Annotated in this window: 14 protein-coding genes; 8 read left to right on the top strand and 6 right to left on the bottom strand. The window is 73.1% G+C overall.

The annotated features are described in order from the left end of the window. Window positions 1-18: 18 nt before the first annotated feature. The 3 genes from FHU36_RS05945 to FHU36_RS05935 form a co-directional block, all read right to left on the bottom strand. Window positions 19-1,599, bottom strand: coding sequence for an AMP-binding protein (locus FHU36_RS05945; protein WP_312891449.1), 1,581 nt, complete (start codon window positions 1,597-1,599; stop codon window positions 19-21). 98 nt (window positions 1,600-1,697) lie between these two features. Then, on the bottom strand, window positions 1,698-2,786 hold the full coding sequence (locus FHU36_RS05940; protein WP_185082780.1) for a hypothetical protein: 1,089 nt from the start codon (window positions 2,784-2,786) through the stop codon (window positions 1,698-1,700). Further along, entirely contained in the window at window positions 2,783-3,850 is a 1,068-nt protein-coding gene (locus FHU36_RS05935; RefSeq protein ID WP_185082779.1) for an LLM class flavin-dependent oxidoreductase, read from the bottom strand. Before FHU36_RS05935 ends, FHU36_RS05940 begins: the two co-directional genes overlap by 4 nt. A gap of 95 nt (window positions 3,851-3,945) precedes the next feature. Here FHU36_RS05935 and FHU36_RS05930 point away from each other — a divergent pair, with 95 nt between their 5' ends. Then, window positions 3,946-4,419 (top strand): hypothetical protein, encoded by a 474-nt coding sequence (locus tag FHU36_RS05930; RefSeq protein ID WP_185082778.1) that lies wholly within the window; start codon window positions 3,946-3,948, stop codon window positions 4,417-4,419. A 6-nt stretch (window positions 4,420-4,425) separates the two neighbouring features. Here FHU36_RS05930 and FHU36_RS05925 read toward each other — a convergent pair whose 3' ends face one another. Next, a complete protein-coding gene (locus FHU36_RS05925; protein WP_185082777.1) occupies window positions 4,426-5,382 on the bottom strand; it encodes an acyl-CoA dehydrogenase family protein in 957 nt (318 codons plus the stop codon). A gap of 130 nt (window positions 5,383-5,512) precedes the next feature. Between FHU36_RS05925 and FHU36_RS05920 the strand changes: the two genes are divergently transcribed. The 3 genes from FHU36_RS05920 to FHU36_RS05910 all read left to right on the top strand — a co-directional run bounded on the left by FHU36_RS05920 (window position 5,513) and on the right by FHU36_RS05910 (window position 9,544). After that, on the top strand, window positions 5,513-6,184 hold the full coding sequence (locus tag FHU36_RS05920) for a hypothetical protein (RefSeq protein ID WP_185082776.1): 672 nt from the start codon (window positions 5,513-5,515) through the stop codon (window positions 6,182-6,184). A gap of 331 nt (window positions 6,185-6,515) precedes the next feature. Beyond that, on the top strand, window positions 6,516-8,258 hold the full coding sequence (locus FHU36_RS05915; protein WP_185082775.1) for a proline--tRNA ligase: 1,743 nt from the start codon (window positions 6,516-6,518) through the stop codon (window positions 8,256-8,258). A 494-nt stretch (window positions 8,259-8,752) separates the two neighbouring features. Next, window positions 8,753-9,544, top strand: coding sequence for a class I SAM-dependent methyltransferase (locus FHU36_RS05910; RefSeq protein WP_185082774.1), 792 nt, complete (start codon window positions 8,753-8,755; stop codon window positions 9,542-9,544). Window positions 9,545-9,817: 273 nt separating this feature from the next. On the opposite strand, the gene FHU36_RS05905 is transcribed toward FHU36_RS05910, so the two are convergent. After that, a complete protein-coding gene (locus FHU36_RS05905) occupies window positions 9,818-10,399 on the bottom strand; it encodes a ferritin-like domain-containing protein (RefSeq protein ID WP_312891448.1) in 582 nt (193 codons plus the stop codon). 86 nt (window positions 10,400-10,485) lie between these two features. Further along, window positions 10,486-11,076, bottom strand: a complete 591-nt coding sequence (locus FHU36_RS05900) for a hypothetical protein (protein ID WP_185082773.1) — start codon at window positions 11,074-11,076, stop codon at window positions 10,486-10,488. A 1,096-nt stretch (window positions 11,077-12,172) separates the two neighbouring features. Here FHU36_RS05900 and rimP point away from each other — a divergent pair. The 4 genes from rimP (at window position 12,173) to infB (ending at window position 17,187) form a co-directional block, all read left to right on the top strand. Then, on the top strand, window positions 12,173-12,676 hold the full coding sequence (rimP, locus tag FHU36_RS05895) for a ribosome maturation factor RimP (RefSeq protein WP_185082772.1): 504 nt from the start codon (window positions 12,173-12,175) through the stop codon (window positions 12,674-12,676). Between the two features lie 12 nt (window positions 12,677-12,688). Next, complete coding sequence (nusA, locus tag FHU36_RS05890; protein ID WP_185082771.1) at window positions 12,689-13,693, top strand: transcription termination factor NusA; 1,005 nt, start codon at window positions 12,689-12,691, stop codon at window positions 13,691-13,693. After that, window positions 13,677-13,991, top strand: a complete 315-nt coding sequence (locus FHU36_RS05885) for a YlxR family protein (protein ID WP_185082770.1) — start codon at window positions 13,677-13,679, stop codon at window positions 13,989-13,991. Before nusA ends, FHU36_RS05885 begins: the two co-directional genes overlap by 17 nt. Before the next feature lie 112 nt (window positions 13,992-14,103). After that, a complete protein-coding gene (infB, locus tag FHU36_RS05880) occupies window positions 14,104-17,187 on the top strand; it encodes a translation initiation factor IF-2 (protein ID WP_185082769.1) in 3,084 nt (1,027 codons plus the stop codon). Window positions 17,188-17,224: the final 37 nt, after the last annotated feature.

Here is a 17,224-nt window from a genome sequence, read left to right as displayed (position 1 = left end):
TCTTCCCTGCGGGACGGCTTATGTCTCGCCCATCGCGGCGGCGCGCAGAGCCGGCTTGTCGACCTTGCCGTTGGCGTTCACGGGCAGCGCGTCCACCACCACGACGCGCTTGGGCACCTTGAAGCCGGACATGTTGGCCCTCGCCCAGGCCAGCAGCCCCGGCACGGCCACGCTCGCCCCTTCCCCCGGCACCACGTACGCCCACCCGGCCTCGCCGGAGACCGCGTCGGGCACCCCCACGACCGCGACCTGGGCGAGCGAGCCCTCGCGCAGCAGCAGGGCCTCCACCTCGGCGGGGGAGACGTTGAAGCCGTTGACGATGTACAGGTCCTTCTTGCGGTCCACGACGGCGAGGTTCCCGGCCTCGTCGAGAACGCCGACGTCGCCCGTGTGCAGCCACCCGTCCTCGTCGACGACCTCGGCCGTCCTGCCGGGTTCGTCCCAGTAGCCGCGCATCACCCCGTAGCCGCGCTGCAGGATCTCGCCCCGCTCCCCGGCCGGCACGTCCTTGCCGTCGTCGTCCACGATCCGCACCTCGATGCCCGGCACCGGCCTGCCGGCCGTGGCGGCCACCACCTCGACGGGGTCGCCGGCCCTGGTCATGGCGACGACCGTGCCCTCCATCAGGCCGTACGCATTGATCATCCGTTCCAGGCCGACCCGTTCCACCAGCCTGGTGATCAGCGACGGCGGCACGGCGGCGGCGCCGCAGATGGCCACGCGCAGCGAGGTCACCTCCGGCGCGCCCCGGTCCAGCTCCTCCAGCAGCCGGTGGAACAGCGTGGGCGGCCCGGCCAGCACGCTCGCCCCGCCGGCGGAGACGAGCGCCATCAGCGTGCCGGGCGAGAACACCCGGACGGGCAGCATGGTGGCCCGCCGCAGCACGCAGGCGACGAGCCCGGCGTTCAGCCCGAACCCGTGGCTGAACGGCGCGATGACCGGATAGCGGTCGCCCTCGCCGAGGGTGACGATCTCGGCCCAGTCCCAGTAGCCGCGCAGCACCTGGGCGTGGTCCAGCATGACGCCCTTGGGCGTGCCGGTGGTGCCGGAGGTGGACATGATCTCGCACAGGTCGTCCGGCCGTACGGCGAGGGCCCGCTCCTCGACGGCTCCGGCGGCCGCCGCCCCCGCCGCCAGGAGCTCCGAGGCTGCCAGGCGCGGGCCGCCGGAGCCGACGTGGCCGGGGACGACCACGTGGCGCAGCCCCGGCACCGGCGGCAGCAGGTCCGCGAGCACGGCGTCCGGCGGCCCGTCGCCGGTGAGCAGCACCTCCACACCGGTCCTGCCGAGCACGCCGGCGGCCTCAAGACCCTTGCAGCGGGCCGACAGCGGCACCACGATGCCGCCGGCGAGCCAGACGCCGAAGGCGCGGACCACCCATGTCGGGTCGTTCACGCCCCAGATCGCCACCCGGTCGCCGGGGGCGACGCCCAGCGCGACGAGCCCGGCCGCCGTCCGTCTGGCGGCGGCCAGCAGGTCGCGCAGGGTCGTGCGGGCGCCGTCGTCGTCGATCACGACCGCCTCGGGGTGCCGTGCGGCCTGGTCGAGCAGCATGCGGGGGAGCGTCCCCCAGTCCGGCACCGGGTCCACGGCTCTCACGCCTCCTCCGTCGTGCTGGGTCGCGCTGCGTCGTGCTGCGTCGTGCTGGATCGTGCTGGGACGCGCTGTGTCGTGCCGGGAGCGGGACAGGCCCCCCGTCAGGTGACGAGCGCCCGGTCGCGGCCGAGGTGGTGGCCGCGCAGATCGTTCAGCGTCCCCGGCGCGGGCGCCTCGGCGGCCTCCGGCGCGATCTCCAGGCCGATCGTGATCGGGGTCAGCGCCCGCAGCGCCTGCTGGATGCGGGAGCGCCACATGGGGTTCGAGACGAGGCTGTCGCGGTTGAACGTGACCGTCAGCACGGCCGAGTCGAGCGTCCCCTGCCTGGCCACCGTCAGCTCCCAGCGGGACACCCCGTCGATCTTGGCCAGCGTCCTGTCGAGCCGGGGCAGCGACAGCCACACGCCGCGCACCAGCACGTGCTCGCCGACGGTGTGGGCGGGCGCCGGCAGGGCGTCCACGCTCTTCCCGGTGCGCGCCACCTGACCGGTGCGCAGGACGGCGTCGCCGAGCGTCGCGTGCCCGGACGGCGTGATCACCAGCTCGGCCGGGCCGCCCGCGCCGGCCGGCCCGTCCTTGTCCAGGGCCGCCAGCCCCAGCAGGCCGTCCGCCAGCGGCGTGAGCGGGTCGTCCTGCGACGCGCGCCAGGCCAGCGCCGCGCCGCTGAACGGGCTGGCGTACACCTCGTGCACGGCCGCCTCGAACTCGCCCGACAGGTGGGCCGGCGTCCGCTGCGAGGCGATCTCGCCGGTCAGCACGATGTGCCGCAACCCCAGGTCCAGCGGGTCCAGCAGGAACTCCAGGTGCAGCCGGGCCAGGAAGTCCATCGCCCCGGTCGGCGTCGCGACCAGGGTCGTGGCCCGCAGGGTGGTCAGCGCGTGGTGCAGGCGCATCCGGCCGCGCGGGCCCACCGACGCGGCGGCCGCGGCGACGCCGGCGGCGGCCGAGGCCCACAGCGCGCCAGCCGGCTCGGCCAGCGCCACGACCACCCGGTCGCGACCGCCCACGCCCGCCGTCCGCAGCGCGGCAGCGGTCAGCTCCTCCGCGGCGGCCCGGTCGGCCGGGGCGAGCGGGAAGGCGCATGAGGCGTCGGCGGAGACCGCCAGCAGTCCGGTGGCCGAGCCCGCGGCGGCGCCGAGGTCGTCCCGGGTGAGCCAGCGCCCGCCCCACCCGCCGGCAGGGCCGCTCACGCCGCGACCTCGGCCATGAACAGCTCCATCGACGCGCACACCCGCTGGTGCGCCAGCCCGCCCACCTGGCACTGCAGGATCAGGTCCGTGGCCCCCGCCTCCGCGATGCGGGCCAGCGCCTTGCGCGAGCCCGCCACGTCGTCCACCACGACCATCAGGTGCTCGCGCAGCGTCGCCATCGCCTCCTCCGGCGGCATGCCGGCCGCGAGCTGGCCCAGCACCCGGTGGGTGGCGTGCCGGGCGTCGTAGTAGTCGGGCGGGGTGACCAGGTTGACCTGGCGGCGGATGTACCACAGGACGGCGTCGGCGGCCGTCGCGGTGGCCTCCTCCCGGGTGGGCGCGACGAACCACGGGATCATCAGCGCCACCCGCCGGGTGGCCGGATCGAAGCCGGCCTCGGCCAGCGCCTGACGGTAGCGGGCGATGTCGGACGCCACGTCGTCGATGCCCTTGAGCATCGTCATGCCGAGCAGGTTGTAGCCGTGCCGGGCCGCCGCGAGGTAGCCCTCCAGCGAGGTGGACGCCACCCACACGGGCGGGTGCGGCCGTTGCGCCGGGCGGGGGTAGACGGCCACGTCGGGGATCTCGAAGAACTCGTTCGAGCGGCTGACCGGCTCGCCGTCGGCCTGCCAGATGGCCAGCGTCGCCTCCAGCGAGTCCTCCCAGATCTGCCGCGACTTCTCGAACGGCCGCTGGAACGCCTGGTACTCCAGCGGTGATGCGCCCCGCCCGGTGCCGAACTCCACCCGGCCGCCGCTGATCACGTCCAGCGTGGCGACCCGCTCGGCGGTGCGGATCGGCGACTGGAACGGCAGCAGCACCACGCCGAGCCCCAGGTGGATGCGTTCGGTCCGCTGGGAGGCGGCCGCGAGCACCAGGTCGGGTGCGGAGGAGTGGGAGAAGCCGCGGGTGAAGTGGTGCTCCACGAACCACGCGGTGTCGAAACCCAGCCGATCGCCCAGCACGACCTGGTCGATCACGTTCTGGAACGCCTGCTGCTCCACCTCGCGGGTCCGCCCGCGGACCTCCAGTTCGTATCCCAGGCTGATCCGTAGGGACGTCATCGCGCCTCCGGCGAAAGTAGTAAACCAAGCGCTCGCTTGGTAGAGCGTATCAGCCGCCACCACTTGCGGGAAGGGCGCCGTCGCGATCAAAGTGGATGCTCGTGAGGCGAAAGCACGCGCTACGGCCGTCCCGAGACGCCCCGGTCCCGCGAACCCGGGACGACGACCTCTCGGTCGAGGCCGCCCGCCGCTACGAGGCCCTGGGCCGGGTGATGGCCGTGCTGTCCGGCGAGGCGGACTTCATCGAGTCGTGCCGCGACCTCACCTGGTGGCGCGGCTACGACAGCTGGCACCTCGAATGGCGCGACGGTCCCTTCGCCTCCGAGGTGGCGGCCCTGCTGCGGGAGCACCTGGAGGAGGCCGGCCTCGTCACGGCGGCCGCGCCCGGCAACGACGCCTGCGCCGTGCTGGAGGTGATGGGCGTGCGCGTCGAACTGCGCGCCATCGACCCCATGGGCAGGGCCCGCGTGCGCCAGCGGCCCGACTCCTTCTGGCGCCTGGCCGAGGCGCTCGACACCACCCGCCGCACCAACACCCGCCACCCGTGGGAGACCCTGCTCGGCGGCTGAGCGCGGTCAGAGGACGCGTGCCTCCAGTCGCACGCGATGGGCCCGCGGCGGCCCGAAGAGCTGCGCGTCGGAGGTCGCCCGCTTGAAGTAGCGGTGCGCGGGGTGCTCCCAGGTCACTCCGATCCCGCCGTGGACCTGGATGTTCTCGCCCGCCGCCGCCAGGTACGCCTCGGAGCAGTAGGAGCCCGCGATCGCGGCGTAGGTCGCCAGTTCGTCGCCCGGCTCCGCCGCGGCGAGCGCCGCCGAGTGGGCCGACTCCACGAGCAGCAGCAGGTCGGCCAGCTTGTGCTTGATCGCCTGGAAGGACCCGATCGGCCGGCCGAACTGGTGGCGACTCCTGGCGTGGCCGGTCGCCATCTCCAGGCAGCGCGCAGCGCCGCCGACCTGCTCCGCCGCCAGGGCGGCGATCCCGAGGTCGCGCACCCGCTCCCACGCCGCGCCGCTGCCCGCCGGCCGGACCGGGACCCGGTCGAAGCTCAGCCCGGCCAGCGGCCGGCTCTCGTCCATCGTCCGGTACGGCACCCGCCGCGTGGGCGCCGCCTCCACCAGCAGTCCGCCGGCGTACGCGAGCACCAGCTCGCCCTCCAGCGCGTACGGCGCCGAACCCGTGAGCAGGCCGTCCCGCAGGCGCAGCTCCGCCTCGCCCGGCAGCAGCACGGTGGCCGTCACCTCCCCGGAGGCCAGGGCGGGCAGCAGCCGTGCCATGGCCGCCTCGTCGCCCCCGGCCCTGAGCGCCTCCACGGCGAGGACGGCCGTCTGCAGGAACGGATGCGGCGACAGCGTCCGGCCGAGCTCCTCGGCGACCGCGGCCACCTCCCGCGCTCCGCATCCCGCGCCGCCGTACTCCTCGGGCACGGCCAGCCCGGCGACGCCCAGCTCGCCGGCGAACGCGGCCCACGGCGCGCCGGGACGGCCGGACAGGAAGGAGCGGACCACGTCGCGCAGCTCGTCGGTGACCGTCACGCCGATAGCCTACCAAGCGATTGCTTGATAGTCATACACTGGTGCAGACTTGTCCTTTTTGTACGGTTACATGGCGTCCATCTGGTCATTGCTCTCCGTAGGTAGGGGGAGGAAAAGACCTGGGATGAAAATGGACGAGAGAACGATCGACTACGCGGACTTCGCCGAGTACGACCGGCGGCAGCGCTCCATCGAACGTCATGTGCTCGTGGCCTTCCTCGGGGGACTGGTCGTCGGGCTCGCCGGCATGCTCCTGTCCGGCTTCGGTCCCGCCTGGCTCGACCGGGTCTACGACCCCTACGCCTACTTCGTCCTCGCCCTCCTCGTCGGAGTGACCGCCTCGGGGCTGGGCTGGGCGCTGCTCGCCACGTTCCTGGCCGCCGTCACCTCGCTGGTGTCCGCCATGGGCGCGAGCGCGCTGCGCGGGCGGTTCACCTTCGACGTCATGGACGGCGGCGCGGCCGGGCTCAACTGGATGCTCGCCGTGCTCGTCGGCCTCGGCCTGCTCGCGTACGTGACCCGCAGGGAGGACCACTGGGGCGACATCTCGGCGGGCGTCGTGGGAGGCGTGCTGCTCGCCGACGTGGTCGACCGGGCCACACCAGGCTTCATCGAGACCGAGGAGGCGTTCTGGCCCGGTCCCGCCCTGGTGATCGGCAGCCTGTCCGTCGGACTGGTGCTCGCCCTGCGCAGGTCAACCGGCTCCCGGATGTGCGCGCTCGCGGTGACGGTCGTGCTCGCCACCCTGTTCGCGGCCGTCCTGGCGGGCTCCCTGGGCCTGTCGTTCCCGCTCGACCCCTGACGTCTCCCCCGGACCGAGCCCGCTTGACCGAGCCCGCCTGACCGAGCCTGGTCGACCGACCCTGCCTTACTGAGCCCGCTTGACTGAGCCCGGTCGACCGAGCCTGTGCGGCCGAGTCCGCTTGACTGAACCCGGTCGACCGAGTCTGTACGACTGAGCCCGTTTGGCCGAGCCCGCCTGGCCCGCCGGGCGCGCTCTCCAGAGAGGCTTCGTCCACAGGAGGGCGCCGGCCGGGGCCTTTGTCCACAGGAGACCGTTAACCCAGCGCGCCCCGCCCTCCCGACTCGATAGCCTGTAACCCTCCACATCAAGGCCCGAGCAAGGAGTAGCCGTGTTGCTGCGCATGTCGTCGTTGTTTCTTCGCACCCTGCGGGACGACCCGGCAGACGCGGAAGTGCCGAGCCACAAGCTCCTCGTCCGCGCCGGCTACGTCCGACGGGTGGCGCCCGGCATCTACTCGTGGCTGCCCCTCGGCAAGATGGTGCTCGAGAACGTCGCGCGCATCGTCCGCCAGGAGATGGACCGCATGGGCGGCCAGGAGGTCCTCTTCCCGGCCCTGCTGCCCCGCGAATACTACGAGGCGACCGGCCGCTGGACCGAATACGGCGACACCCTGTTCCGCCTGAAGGACCGCAAGGGCGCCGACTACCTCCTCGGGCCCACCCATGAGGAGCTCTTCACCGACATGGTCAAGGGCGAATACAGCTCCTACAAGGACTATCCGGTCACGCTCTACCAGATCCAGACCAAATACCGCGACGAGGCCAGGCCCCGGGCCGGCATCCTGCGCGGGCGCGAGTTCCTCATGAAGGACTCCTACTCCTTCGACCTCGACGACGACGGTCTCAAGCGCTCCTACGAGCAGCACCGCGAGACCTACATCCGCACCTTCGACCGGCTCGGCATCACCTACAAGATCGTGTTCGCCACGTCGGGCGCGATGGGCGGCTCGGCCTCCGAGGAGTTCCTGGCGCCGACCCCCACCGGCGAGGACACCTTCGTCGCCTGCCACTCGTGCGGCTACGCCGCCAACGCCGAGGCCGTCACCACGACGCCGCCCCCCGCGCGCGAGCTGGAGGGCCAGGAGGCGGTGCGCGTCCTCGACACCCCCGACACCCCGACGATCGACACGCTGGTCTCCTACGTCAACGAGCACCACGGCCTGTCCATCACCGCCGCCGACACGCTGAAGAACGTCGTCGTCAAGGTCTCCACCCCCGGTTCCGACAAGGTCGAGACACTGGTGATCGGCGTGCCGGGCGACCGTGAGGTCGACTTCAAGCGCCTGGAGGCGTCCCTGGCCCCCGGCGAGCCCGCCATCTTCGAGGCCGAGGACTTCGCCAAGCACCCCGGCCTGGTGCGCGGCTACATCGGCCCGCAGGTGCTGGGCGACCTCGGCATCCGCTACCTCGTCGACCCCCGCGTCGTCACGGGCAGCTCCTGGGTCACCGGCGCCAACGAGCCCGGCAAGCACGCCGCTCACGTCGTGGCGGGCCGCGACTTCGTCCCCGACGGCACCATCGAGGCCGCCGAGGTGCGCACCGGCGACCCCTGCCCCCGCTGTGCCGCCCCGCTGTCGATCGACCGCGGCATCGAGATCGGCCACATCTTCCAGCTCGGCCGCAAGTACGCCGATGCCGCCGGCCTCGACGCCCTCGGCCCCGACGGCAAGCCCATCCGCATCACCATGGGCTCCTACGGCGTCGGCGTCTCCCGCGCCGTCGCCGTCATCGCCGAGCAGCGCCACGACCAGCTCGGCCTGGTGTGGCCGCGCGAGGTCGCCCCCGCCGACGTCCACATCGTCGGCACCGGCAAGGAAAACCAGGTGGAGGCCGCACTGGAGCTCGGCGCCGAGCTGGAGTCCCGCGGCGTGCGCGTCCTCGTGGACGACCGGGCCGGGGTCTCGCCCGGGGTCAAGTTCAAGGACGCCGAGCTGCTGGGCCTGCCGACCATCGTCGTGGTGGGCCGCGGCCTGTCCCAGGGCGTGGTCGAGCTGCGTGACCGGGTCACGGGCGAGAAGTCGGAGATCCCGCTCGCTGAGGCCGCCGACCGCATCGTGGCCGCGACAGCCTGACCACGCACCTGGGCCCACGCACCTGGGCCCGTGCACCTGGGCCCACGCACCTGGGTTCGTGCACCTGGGCCCGTGCGCTTGGGCCCGCACGCATCCGGGGCGCCGGAGCTCGCACCCGGACCCGCACACCATGCGGCGCGCTGGGGCAGCGCGCCGGCCCACCGCGCCGCCCCCGCCCGCCGGGGGTGGCGCGCCGGGTTCGCCCGCCGGCTCGCATGTCGCCACCCCGACGAAGGCCTCACCGGTCTCACTGCCTCACCGGCTCCGCCGCCTCACCGGTCTCACTGCCTCACCGGCTCCGCCGCCTCACCGGTCTCACTGCCTCACCGGCTCCGCCGCCTCACCGGTCTCACTGCCTCACAGGCTCCGCTGCCTCACCGGCCAGAGCGGTGCGCCTGGAGGCACCCCCGTGCCACACGCGTGAGCCGACTTTCCCGCACCGGCCCCGGACAGGTCGATTGACGCCGAGTCACCCGCCTGCAAGGGTCGGTGCGATGAAGGAACACACGCAGCTCAAGGAGTTCTGGGAAAGCCGCCTCCAGTCCGACTGGACCGAGAGCGGTGTCGGATACAAGCAGCTCGGCCGCGCGTTCAACATCTGGATGTACCGCGTGCGCGCCGAGGGCTTCCGCCGCGAGGTAGCCACGCTCGGCCTCGACCTGCGCGACGCCCGGGTCCTCGACGTCGGCTCCGGCACCGGCTTCTACGTCCGCCGCTGGCAGGAGCTCGGCGCCAAGTCGATCCTCGGTTGCGACCTCACCGAGGCGGCAGTGCGCCGTCTGCGCGACCGCTTCCCGAGCGCCCACTTCCTCCAGCTCGACATCGCCGACCCCCGCGGAGCCCTCGATCCCGCGTCGTTCGACGTGGTCTCCGCCATGGACATGCTCTTCCACATCACCGACGACTCCCGCTACCGGGCGGCCCTGCGTTCGATCGGCGAGGCGGTCCGACCGGGCGGCGTCTTCGTGCTGTCGGAGAACTTCCTGCACCGGCCGGAGCAGCGCGGCGACCACCAGGTCAACCACACCCTCCCATGGATCACCGCGGCCCTCGACGAGGCCGGCTTCGACGTGGTGCGCCGCGTCCCCATGCTCGTGCTGATGAACGCGCAGGTCGACGCCCACCCGGTCTGGCGCAAGCTCTGGGGCGGCCTCCTGCGCGCCGTCACGCTCACGGAGGTCACCGGCTGGCTGGCCGGAGCGCTGCTCTACCCGCTGGAGCGGCGTCTGGTCCGCGCCCTGCGCGAAAGCCCCACCACCGAGCTCATGATCTGCCGCCGTCGCTAGCCCGCCACCCCGCCGGATCCCGGCGCCGCTGCACCCGGCGCCCGACGGCATTGCCCGAGAACAGCCCCCAGCGGCACCCACACGCCCCTTCACCTGACCCCACCCACACGGTCCCGGGCCGCACGGCCCTGGCCACCCGAAGGCGCCCGCAGGGCCTCACCCGCACGGTCCCACCCTCATGGCCTTCGGCTGCATGCCACATCGGCTCGGTCCCACCCTTACGGCTGTCGGCCGCATGGCCGCCGCCGGGCTGAAGGCGCCCGCGCGGCTGCCCTACTCGCCGTCCTGGGCCGGTGACGGCGCGGGGGAGGAGGCAGGAGGTGGCGACGGCATGCCTGGGAGGGGCGTGCTGATCGACGGCTGGAAGGAGTAGGACCGCGTCACCGACTCCTGCATGGCCAGCGCCGCGTACTTGCGCAGCGCCGCGTCCTCGGAGGCGGCGAGCTCCAGGTAGGCGGCCGTCATGCCCGTCTCCACGTGTACGGCGAGGCGGACGGCCTCCGCTTGCGTGGAGGGGACGACCGGAAGGGAGTAGGACGCCTCGGGCTCGGCCGGCTTGCCGCCGCGGCCGGAGATGAAGCCGCGGAGCTGGTCACGACGGGCGCGGTGGGCGTCGAAGGCCCGGGTGGCCCTGGCGCGCAGAGCTCCCGTGGTGCGGGCGCCGATCAGGCCGTACGCGAAGACGGCCGCGTGCTCGCCCGCCAGCGCCTTGCCCAGCCTCTCGACGTCGCCGTCCTGCCCGGACGTCCGGCCGAGGCCGACGACACGTCCCTGGCTCGCGGCGGTCGCCAGGTGGTCCTGGGCCCCGGCGGCGTGGTTGTGGCGCGCCAGGGCGGCGGCACTGTGCGGCGACACGCGGCCGCGCTCCCCCCGCGCGTCGCCGTGGGCAGAGCCCGTCGGGACCTCCCCAGGGTGGAGGCGTGGTGCGTTCGGTTGCGTACTCACAGGGACCTCGGAAGGGCAACGGCATGGGCGGCCTCGCAGGCACCGATGCTCGCGATGAGCTGGGCGAAGGCCGGAGAGACGCCCGCGACCTGGCGCGCCCGCAGGGCGGCGGACCTGCGCTCCAGGTCCCGGAGCCTGGACAGTGACACGGGGGCCGTCGCCGCCCGGTGCGAGGAACCGGGACTGGGAGCGGCGGACTGCGGCGAGCCCGCCGTCGGCGGTGGTGACCCGGACGGCGAGCCCGCCGCAGGCGGTGAGCCGGATGAGGGGGTCGCGGGTCCGCCGGGCGCGGGCGTCACGCCGGGAAAGCGGCGGCGCAGTTCGGTCAGGTGGGCCTGGTGGCGGTCCCGGAAGGGGGTCAACGTGGCGCCGTCCTTCGCGATCAGTGCGGAGTAGAGGCCGATGGTCCGCTCCTTGTCGGCCATCAGCTGGCGGGCCAGGGCGTGCTCCGGCGGCTCCGCCCGGGTGGCCGGGGACTCGGGGGCGTCCGCCGGGCCGCTGCATCCCGCCAGGGTCACCGCGGAACCCGCGAGGGCCATGGCCGTGCCGCCCGCCAGCACGGCTCGCCGGGAGAGGGATGAGCTCACGGAACGGACCTCCATGACTATCGGCCGGTATCAGCCCCACGCCTGCGCCCCGGGGCTGCCACCCAGGGTGCGCAGCCCTGGGACTGCGAACCGGGTCGTACGAGCGACCCTAGGGGGGTCTCCCCCGAGTCGGCGACCGCAAGACCGGCGACGCGGAAAGGATCACACCTCGGACTCGCGACCCGGGCGCCGCGACCCCGAACCGCGCCCAAGGCGGCACTCCCCGGACCGCGACCCAAGGCCACGCTTCCGAGCGGCCCGGAGCCACGCCTCCAGGTTGCCCGACACCCGCGGGTCGTGCCCCAAGGCCGTGCCCCAAGGCCGTGACCCAAGGCCGTGCCCCAAGGCCGTGCCCCAAGGCCGCGCCCCAAGGCCGCGCCCCAAGGCCATGCCCCAAGGTTGTGCCCCCAGGCCGTGCCCCCAGGTTGTGCCCCGAGACCGGACCCCCCGACACCTGCGGGCTGCGCCCAGGGCCACACCCCGTACCTGCTGGTTGCGTCCCAGGGCCGCGATCCCGGGTCACGACCCGAGAGCGCGAGAGCTCAGCGACCCCGAGGACTCGGCCTCCGGGCCCCGCCTCCGACGGCCGCGGCCTCCGCCCAGCGACCCAAGGCGCGTGCGGATCGTGCCCCAGGTCGTGGCCCTCGGGGCCGCGACCCGTGGCCGCCCAGGCTGCGACCCAAGGCCACCCTCGGGCACCGAGCCGGAAGTCGCCTCCCGGGTGACGGCCGCCGGAGTGCGGTCCTCGGGCCCGTGGCCCAGCCGGAGTGCACGCCCAGGACCGCGGACCCGTTCGGGGGCCGTGGACCCGAGCGGCCTCGGGGCCGTGGACAGGAGTGGTGCGAGCGTTCCCTCGGCCACGCCCGCGCCGGGGCGCGGGTGGCCCAGGGAAGCGCGGGCGCAAGAAGCATCGTAAGGGTTCGCGCCCGCGATCGCGGTAAGGCGAGGCTCGCCGTCGGTAGGCGCCGAGTGGCGCTCTTTCCGCGCCCTCCTACAGATAAGGTGTCAACTGTCGTCGCTGGCTGTGCGGCTGAGCGGCGATGGGAGCCGAAGGCGAGGTCCGCCCGGCTGAGACATGACAATAGGGGAGGTCGATATGGGCAGCGCATCACCCCGCGACCACCTGATGAAGCTCCTGGAGCCCGTCGTCAGCGCGGAGGGCCTCGACTTGGAGGACGTCACGGTCACCCAGGCCGGCCGGCGGCGGTTGCTGCGGGTGATCGTGGACCGTGACGGAGGGGTGAGCCTCGACGACGTCGCCGACGTGAGCCAGGCCGTCTCCACGGTTCTCGACGAGCACGACACGATGGGGCCCTCGGCCTACACTCTCGAGGTGTCCTCGCCGGGTGTCGACCGCCCGCTGACGGAGCCGCGGCACTGGCGGCGCGCCGCCAGGCGGCTGGTGAAGGCGGAGCTGCGTGACGGCGGCGTGGTGGAGGGCCGGGTGCGCTCCGCCGACGAGAGCGGCGTCGAGCTCGACGTCGACGGCGCGTGCCGCCGGCTCGACTATCAGGACCTGGCCCGCGGACGGGTGCAGGTGGAGTTCCGCCGGATCGACGACGACGCGGACGGCGCGGACGTCGACGGCGACGAGGGCTAAGGGGGAAGCCTCGTGGACATCGACATGAGCGTCCTGCGCAGCCTGGAGCGGGAGAAGGACATCTCCTTCGACCTGGTGGTCAAGGCCATCGAGGACGCGCTGCTGATCGCGTACTTCCGCACCGAGGGCGCCGCGCCCAAGGCGCGTGCCGAGCTCGACCGGTCGAGCGGGCACGTGACGATCTTGGCGGCCGAGCTGGACGAGGACGGCGAGATCGTCCGGGAGTACGACGACACGCCTGGCAACTTCAGCAGGATCGCCGCGACCACCGCCAAGCAGGTCATCCTGCAGCAGCTGCGCGACGCCGAGGACGAGATCAACTTCGGCGAGTTCGCCAGCCGCGAGGGCGAGCTGGTCTCCGGCGTGATCCAGCAGGGCAAGGACCCGCGCGTGGTGCTGGTCGACCTCGGCAAGATCGAGGCCGTGCTGCCGCACAACGAGCAGGTGCCCGGCGAGGACTACGTGCACGGCGAGCGCATCCGCGCCTACGTGGTGCAGGTGAAGAAGGGCCACAAGGGCCCGTCCGTCACGCTGTCGCGCACCCACCCGGGCCTGGTGAAGAAGCTGTTCGCGCTGGAGGTCCCGGAGATCGCCGACGGCACGGTGGAGATCGCCGCCGTGGCGCGGGAGGCCGGTCACCGGACCAAGATCGCCGTCAGGTCGCGCAAGCCCGGCGTCAACGCCAAGGGCGCCTGCATCGGCCCGATGGGGGCGCGGGTGCGCAACGTGATGACCGAGCTGCACGGCGAGAAGATCGACATCATCGACTGGTCCGAGGATCCCGGAGAGTTCGTCGGGAATGCCCTTTCGCCGGCCCGCGTTTCACATGTCGAGGTTCTCGATCTCGACGGGCGTGTGGCCCGGGTCACCGTGCCTGACTACCAGCTTTCGCTGGCGATCGGCAAGGAAGGGCAGAACGCGAGGCTCGCCGCCAGGCTCACCGGATGGCGGATTGACATCCGCCCTGACACCCAGGCCGAAGATGCCGCCGGTTCCGTAGATGCGTCAACGCGGTAAGCTGGAATATGGTGGCCAAGCGACCCCGCAGCGCACCTGTGTGGGCTGCAGGGTTCGTGCGGCTAGGTCCGAGCTGCTCCGCCTGGTGCTGGTCGAGGATCATGTGGTCCCCGACCTGCGAAGACGGCTTGCCGGCCGTGGTGCATCGTTGCACCCGTCCGTGAGGTGTCTGGAGCTTGCCGAGCGTCGCCGAGCGTTCCCGCGCGCGTTCCGTGTGCCGGGTCCGCTTGACGTCTCGCATGTGCGGGCGCACCTGGAAGAGGAGAATCACGACATGTCATGTAGGACGCCGAGTTGATGGGCGGAGTCAGATTGCTATGAGCGCCTGATGAGCACGCGGCGATGAAGACGTCAAGGTAACGACGGTCCGGACGGCACAGCCAGCCTCCCGGGCCGAGTAAGGGAGTGCAGTGGCGAAGGTCCGGGTATACGAGCTCGCTAAGGAGTTCGGCGTAGAGAGCAAGGTCGTCATGGCCAAGCTCCAAGAAATGGGGGAGTTCGTCCGTTCGGCGTCCTCCACCATCGAGGCGCCGGTGGTCCGCAGGCTCACCGAAGCTCTGGGCGCATCCAAGGGTGGGCCCTCCAGGGGCGGCGGTTCGTCGTCCAAGCCGCAGCCGCCGAAGGCTGCTCCCCGGCCGGCGGACAGCCAGGCCGGCAATGGCGCCCAGGCGCCGATCCCCTCGGGCCCGCGTCCGGGTCCGGGTCCCAAGCCCGGTCCGCGTCCGGGTCCCGCCGGCGGCGGCACACCCCGCCCGCCGGTGCCCATGCCTCAGCAGCAGCAGCCCGAGGCGCCGCGCGGCGAGACGTCCGCGGCTCCGCAGGCGCGCTTCGACAGCGGCACGCGACCGACTCCGGGTCCCCGTCCGGGCCCCGCGGCTCGTCCGGGTCCCAAGCCCGGTCCCGCGGCCCGTCCGGGTGCTCCCGGTGGCCAGCGTGACGGGGGCCAGCGTGACGGCGGTCAGCGTGACGGCGGCGCTCCGCGTCCCGGCGCTCCGGCCGGTGGCGGCGCGCCCCGTCCCGGACCCAAGCCGGGCCCGCGTGGCCCGCGTCCGGGCAACAACCCGTTCTCGTCCAACGCCAGCGGCATGGGCCAGTCCCGGCCGCCGCGTCCCGGCGGCCAGCGCGACGGCGGTGGCCCCGGCCAGCGCGAGCGTCGTGACGGCCCGCCGCGCGACGGCGCGATCCCGCGCCCGCCGCAGGGCCGTGGCGGCGACCGGCCGGCTCCGGGCCCGCGTCCGGGTCCGCCCGGCGCGGCGGGGCCGCGTCCCGGTCCCGGTGCGGGCGGTCCCCGTCCCGGTGGTCCGCGTCCCAACCCGATGATGATGCCCCAGGGCCGTCCCGCCGGTCCCGGCGGCGGTCCCGGTCGCCCCGGTGGCGGCGCGGGCCGTCCCGGTGGCGGCGGTGGCCGTCCGGGTGGCGGCGGCGGTCGTCCCGGTGGCGGTGGCGGCGGCGGGTTCGCCGGCCGTCCCGGTGGCGGCGGTGGCCGTCCCGGCACGAGCACCGGCGGTCCCGGTGGCGGTGGCTTCGCCGGCCGTCCGGGCGGCGGTGGCCGTGGTCGTGGCGGCGGCACCGCGGGTGCGTTCGGCCGGCCCGGTGGCCGTCCGGCGCGTGGCCGCAAGTCCAAGCGCCAGAGGCGCCAGGAGTTCGACAACATGTCGGCGCCGGCGATCGGCGGCGTGCAGGTCGCTCGCGGCAACGGCGCGACGATCCGCCTGCCGCGCGGCGCCTCGCTGTCCGACTTCGCCGACCGGATCGGCGCCAACCCCGCCGCGCTGGTGCAGATCATGCTGCACCTCGGCGAGATGGTGACGGCGACTCAGTCGGTCAACGAGGAGACGCTGCAGCTCCTCGGCGCCGAGCTCGACTACAACATCCAGGTCGTCAGCCCGGAGGAGGAGGACCGCGAGCTTCTCGAGGCCTTCGACATCGAGTTCGGCGAGGACGAGGGCGACGAGGCCGACCTGGCTCCGCGTCCGCCGGTCGTGACCGTCATGGGCCACGTCGACCACGGTAAGACGAAGCTGCTCGACGCCATCCGCAAGACCAACGTGGTGGCGCGCGAGGCGGGTGGCATCACCCAGCACATCGGCGCCTACCAGGTCTCTGCCGAGCACGAGGGCGAAGAGCGCAAGATCACCTTCATCGACACCCCGGGTCACGAGGCGTTCACCGCCATGCGTGCCCGAGGCGCGAAGTCCACGGACATCGCGGTGCTGGTGGTCGCGGCCGACGACGGCGTGAAGCCGCAGACGATCGAGGCGCTCAACCACGCCCAGGCGGCCGACGTGCCGATCGTGGTCGCGGTCAACAAGGTCGACAAGGAGGGCGCCGACCCCAACAAGGTCAGGGCCCAGCTCACCGAGTACGGCCTGGTGGCCGAGGAGTACGGCGGCTCGACGCTGTTCGTCGACATCTCGGCGAAGAACGGCACGGGCATCGAGAACCTCCTCGAGGCGATCGTGCTCACCGCGGACGCCGAGCTCGACCTGCGGGCCAACCCGACGATGGACGCGCAGGGCATCGCCATCGAGGCCCACCTCGACAAGGGCCGCGGCCCCGTGGCGACCGTCCTGGTCCAGCGCGGCACGCTCCGCGTCGGCGACTCCATCGTCTGTGGCGAGGCCTTCGGCCGCGTCCGGGCGCTGCTCGACGACAACGGCGAGGCGGTCGACGAGGCCACCCCGTCGCGTCCGGTCCTGGTGATGGGTCTGACGGCCGTGCCGAGCGCCGGTGACAACTTCATCGTCGTCACCGACGACCGCATGGCCCGGCAGATCGCCCAGCAGCGCGCAGCGCGCAAGCGCAGCGCCGACATGGCGAAGTCGAGCCGCCGGCGCACCCTCGAGGAGCTGTTCAGCGACCTGGAGAAGGGCCGCGTCGACGAGCTCAAGCTCATCATCAAGGGTGACGTGTCCGGTTCGGTCGAGGCCCTGGAAGACGCCCTGCTCAAGATCGACGTCGGCGACGAGGTCAGCCTTCGGGTGCTGCACCGCGCCGTCGGTGCGATCACCGAGTACGACGTCAACCTGGCCGTCGCCGACGACAACGCGGTCATCATCGGCTTCAACGTCCGCCCCGAGCCTCGGGCGCGCGACCTGGCCGAGCGCGAGGGCGTCGACATCCGCTACTACTCGGTCATCTACCAGGCGATCGAGGAGATCGAGGCGGCGCTCAAGGGCATGCTCAAGCCCGAGTTCGAAGAGGTCCAGATGGGCACGGCGGAGGTCCGCGAGGTCTTCAAGGTGCCGAAGATCGGCAACGTCGCCGGTTCGCTGGTCCGCTCGGGTGTGATCGTCCGCAACAGCAAGGCCAGGATCATCCGCGACGGCGTCGTCGTGGCCGACAACCTGACCGTCTCGTCGCTGCGCCGCTTCAAGGATGACGCGACCGAGGTCCGCGAGGGCTTCGAGTGCGGCATCGGGGTCGGCTACAACGACATCAGGATCGACGACGTCATCGAGACGTTCGAGATGCGGGAGAAGCCGCGCGCATAGCACGCGGCCGGGCGCCCGGCGGACCATCCGCCGGGCG

It is taken from the genome of Nonomuraea muscovyensis (assembly GCF_014207745.1).
GTDB lineage: Bacteria > Actinomycetota > Actinomycetes > Streptosporangiales > Streptosporangiaceae > Nonomuraea > Nonomuraea muscovyensis.
The sequence above is the reverse complement of the archived record's forward strand: the minus strand, read 5'-3'. Positions and strand labels throughout refer to the sequence as shown.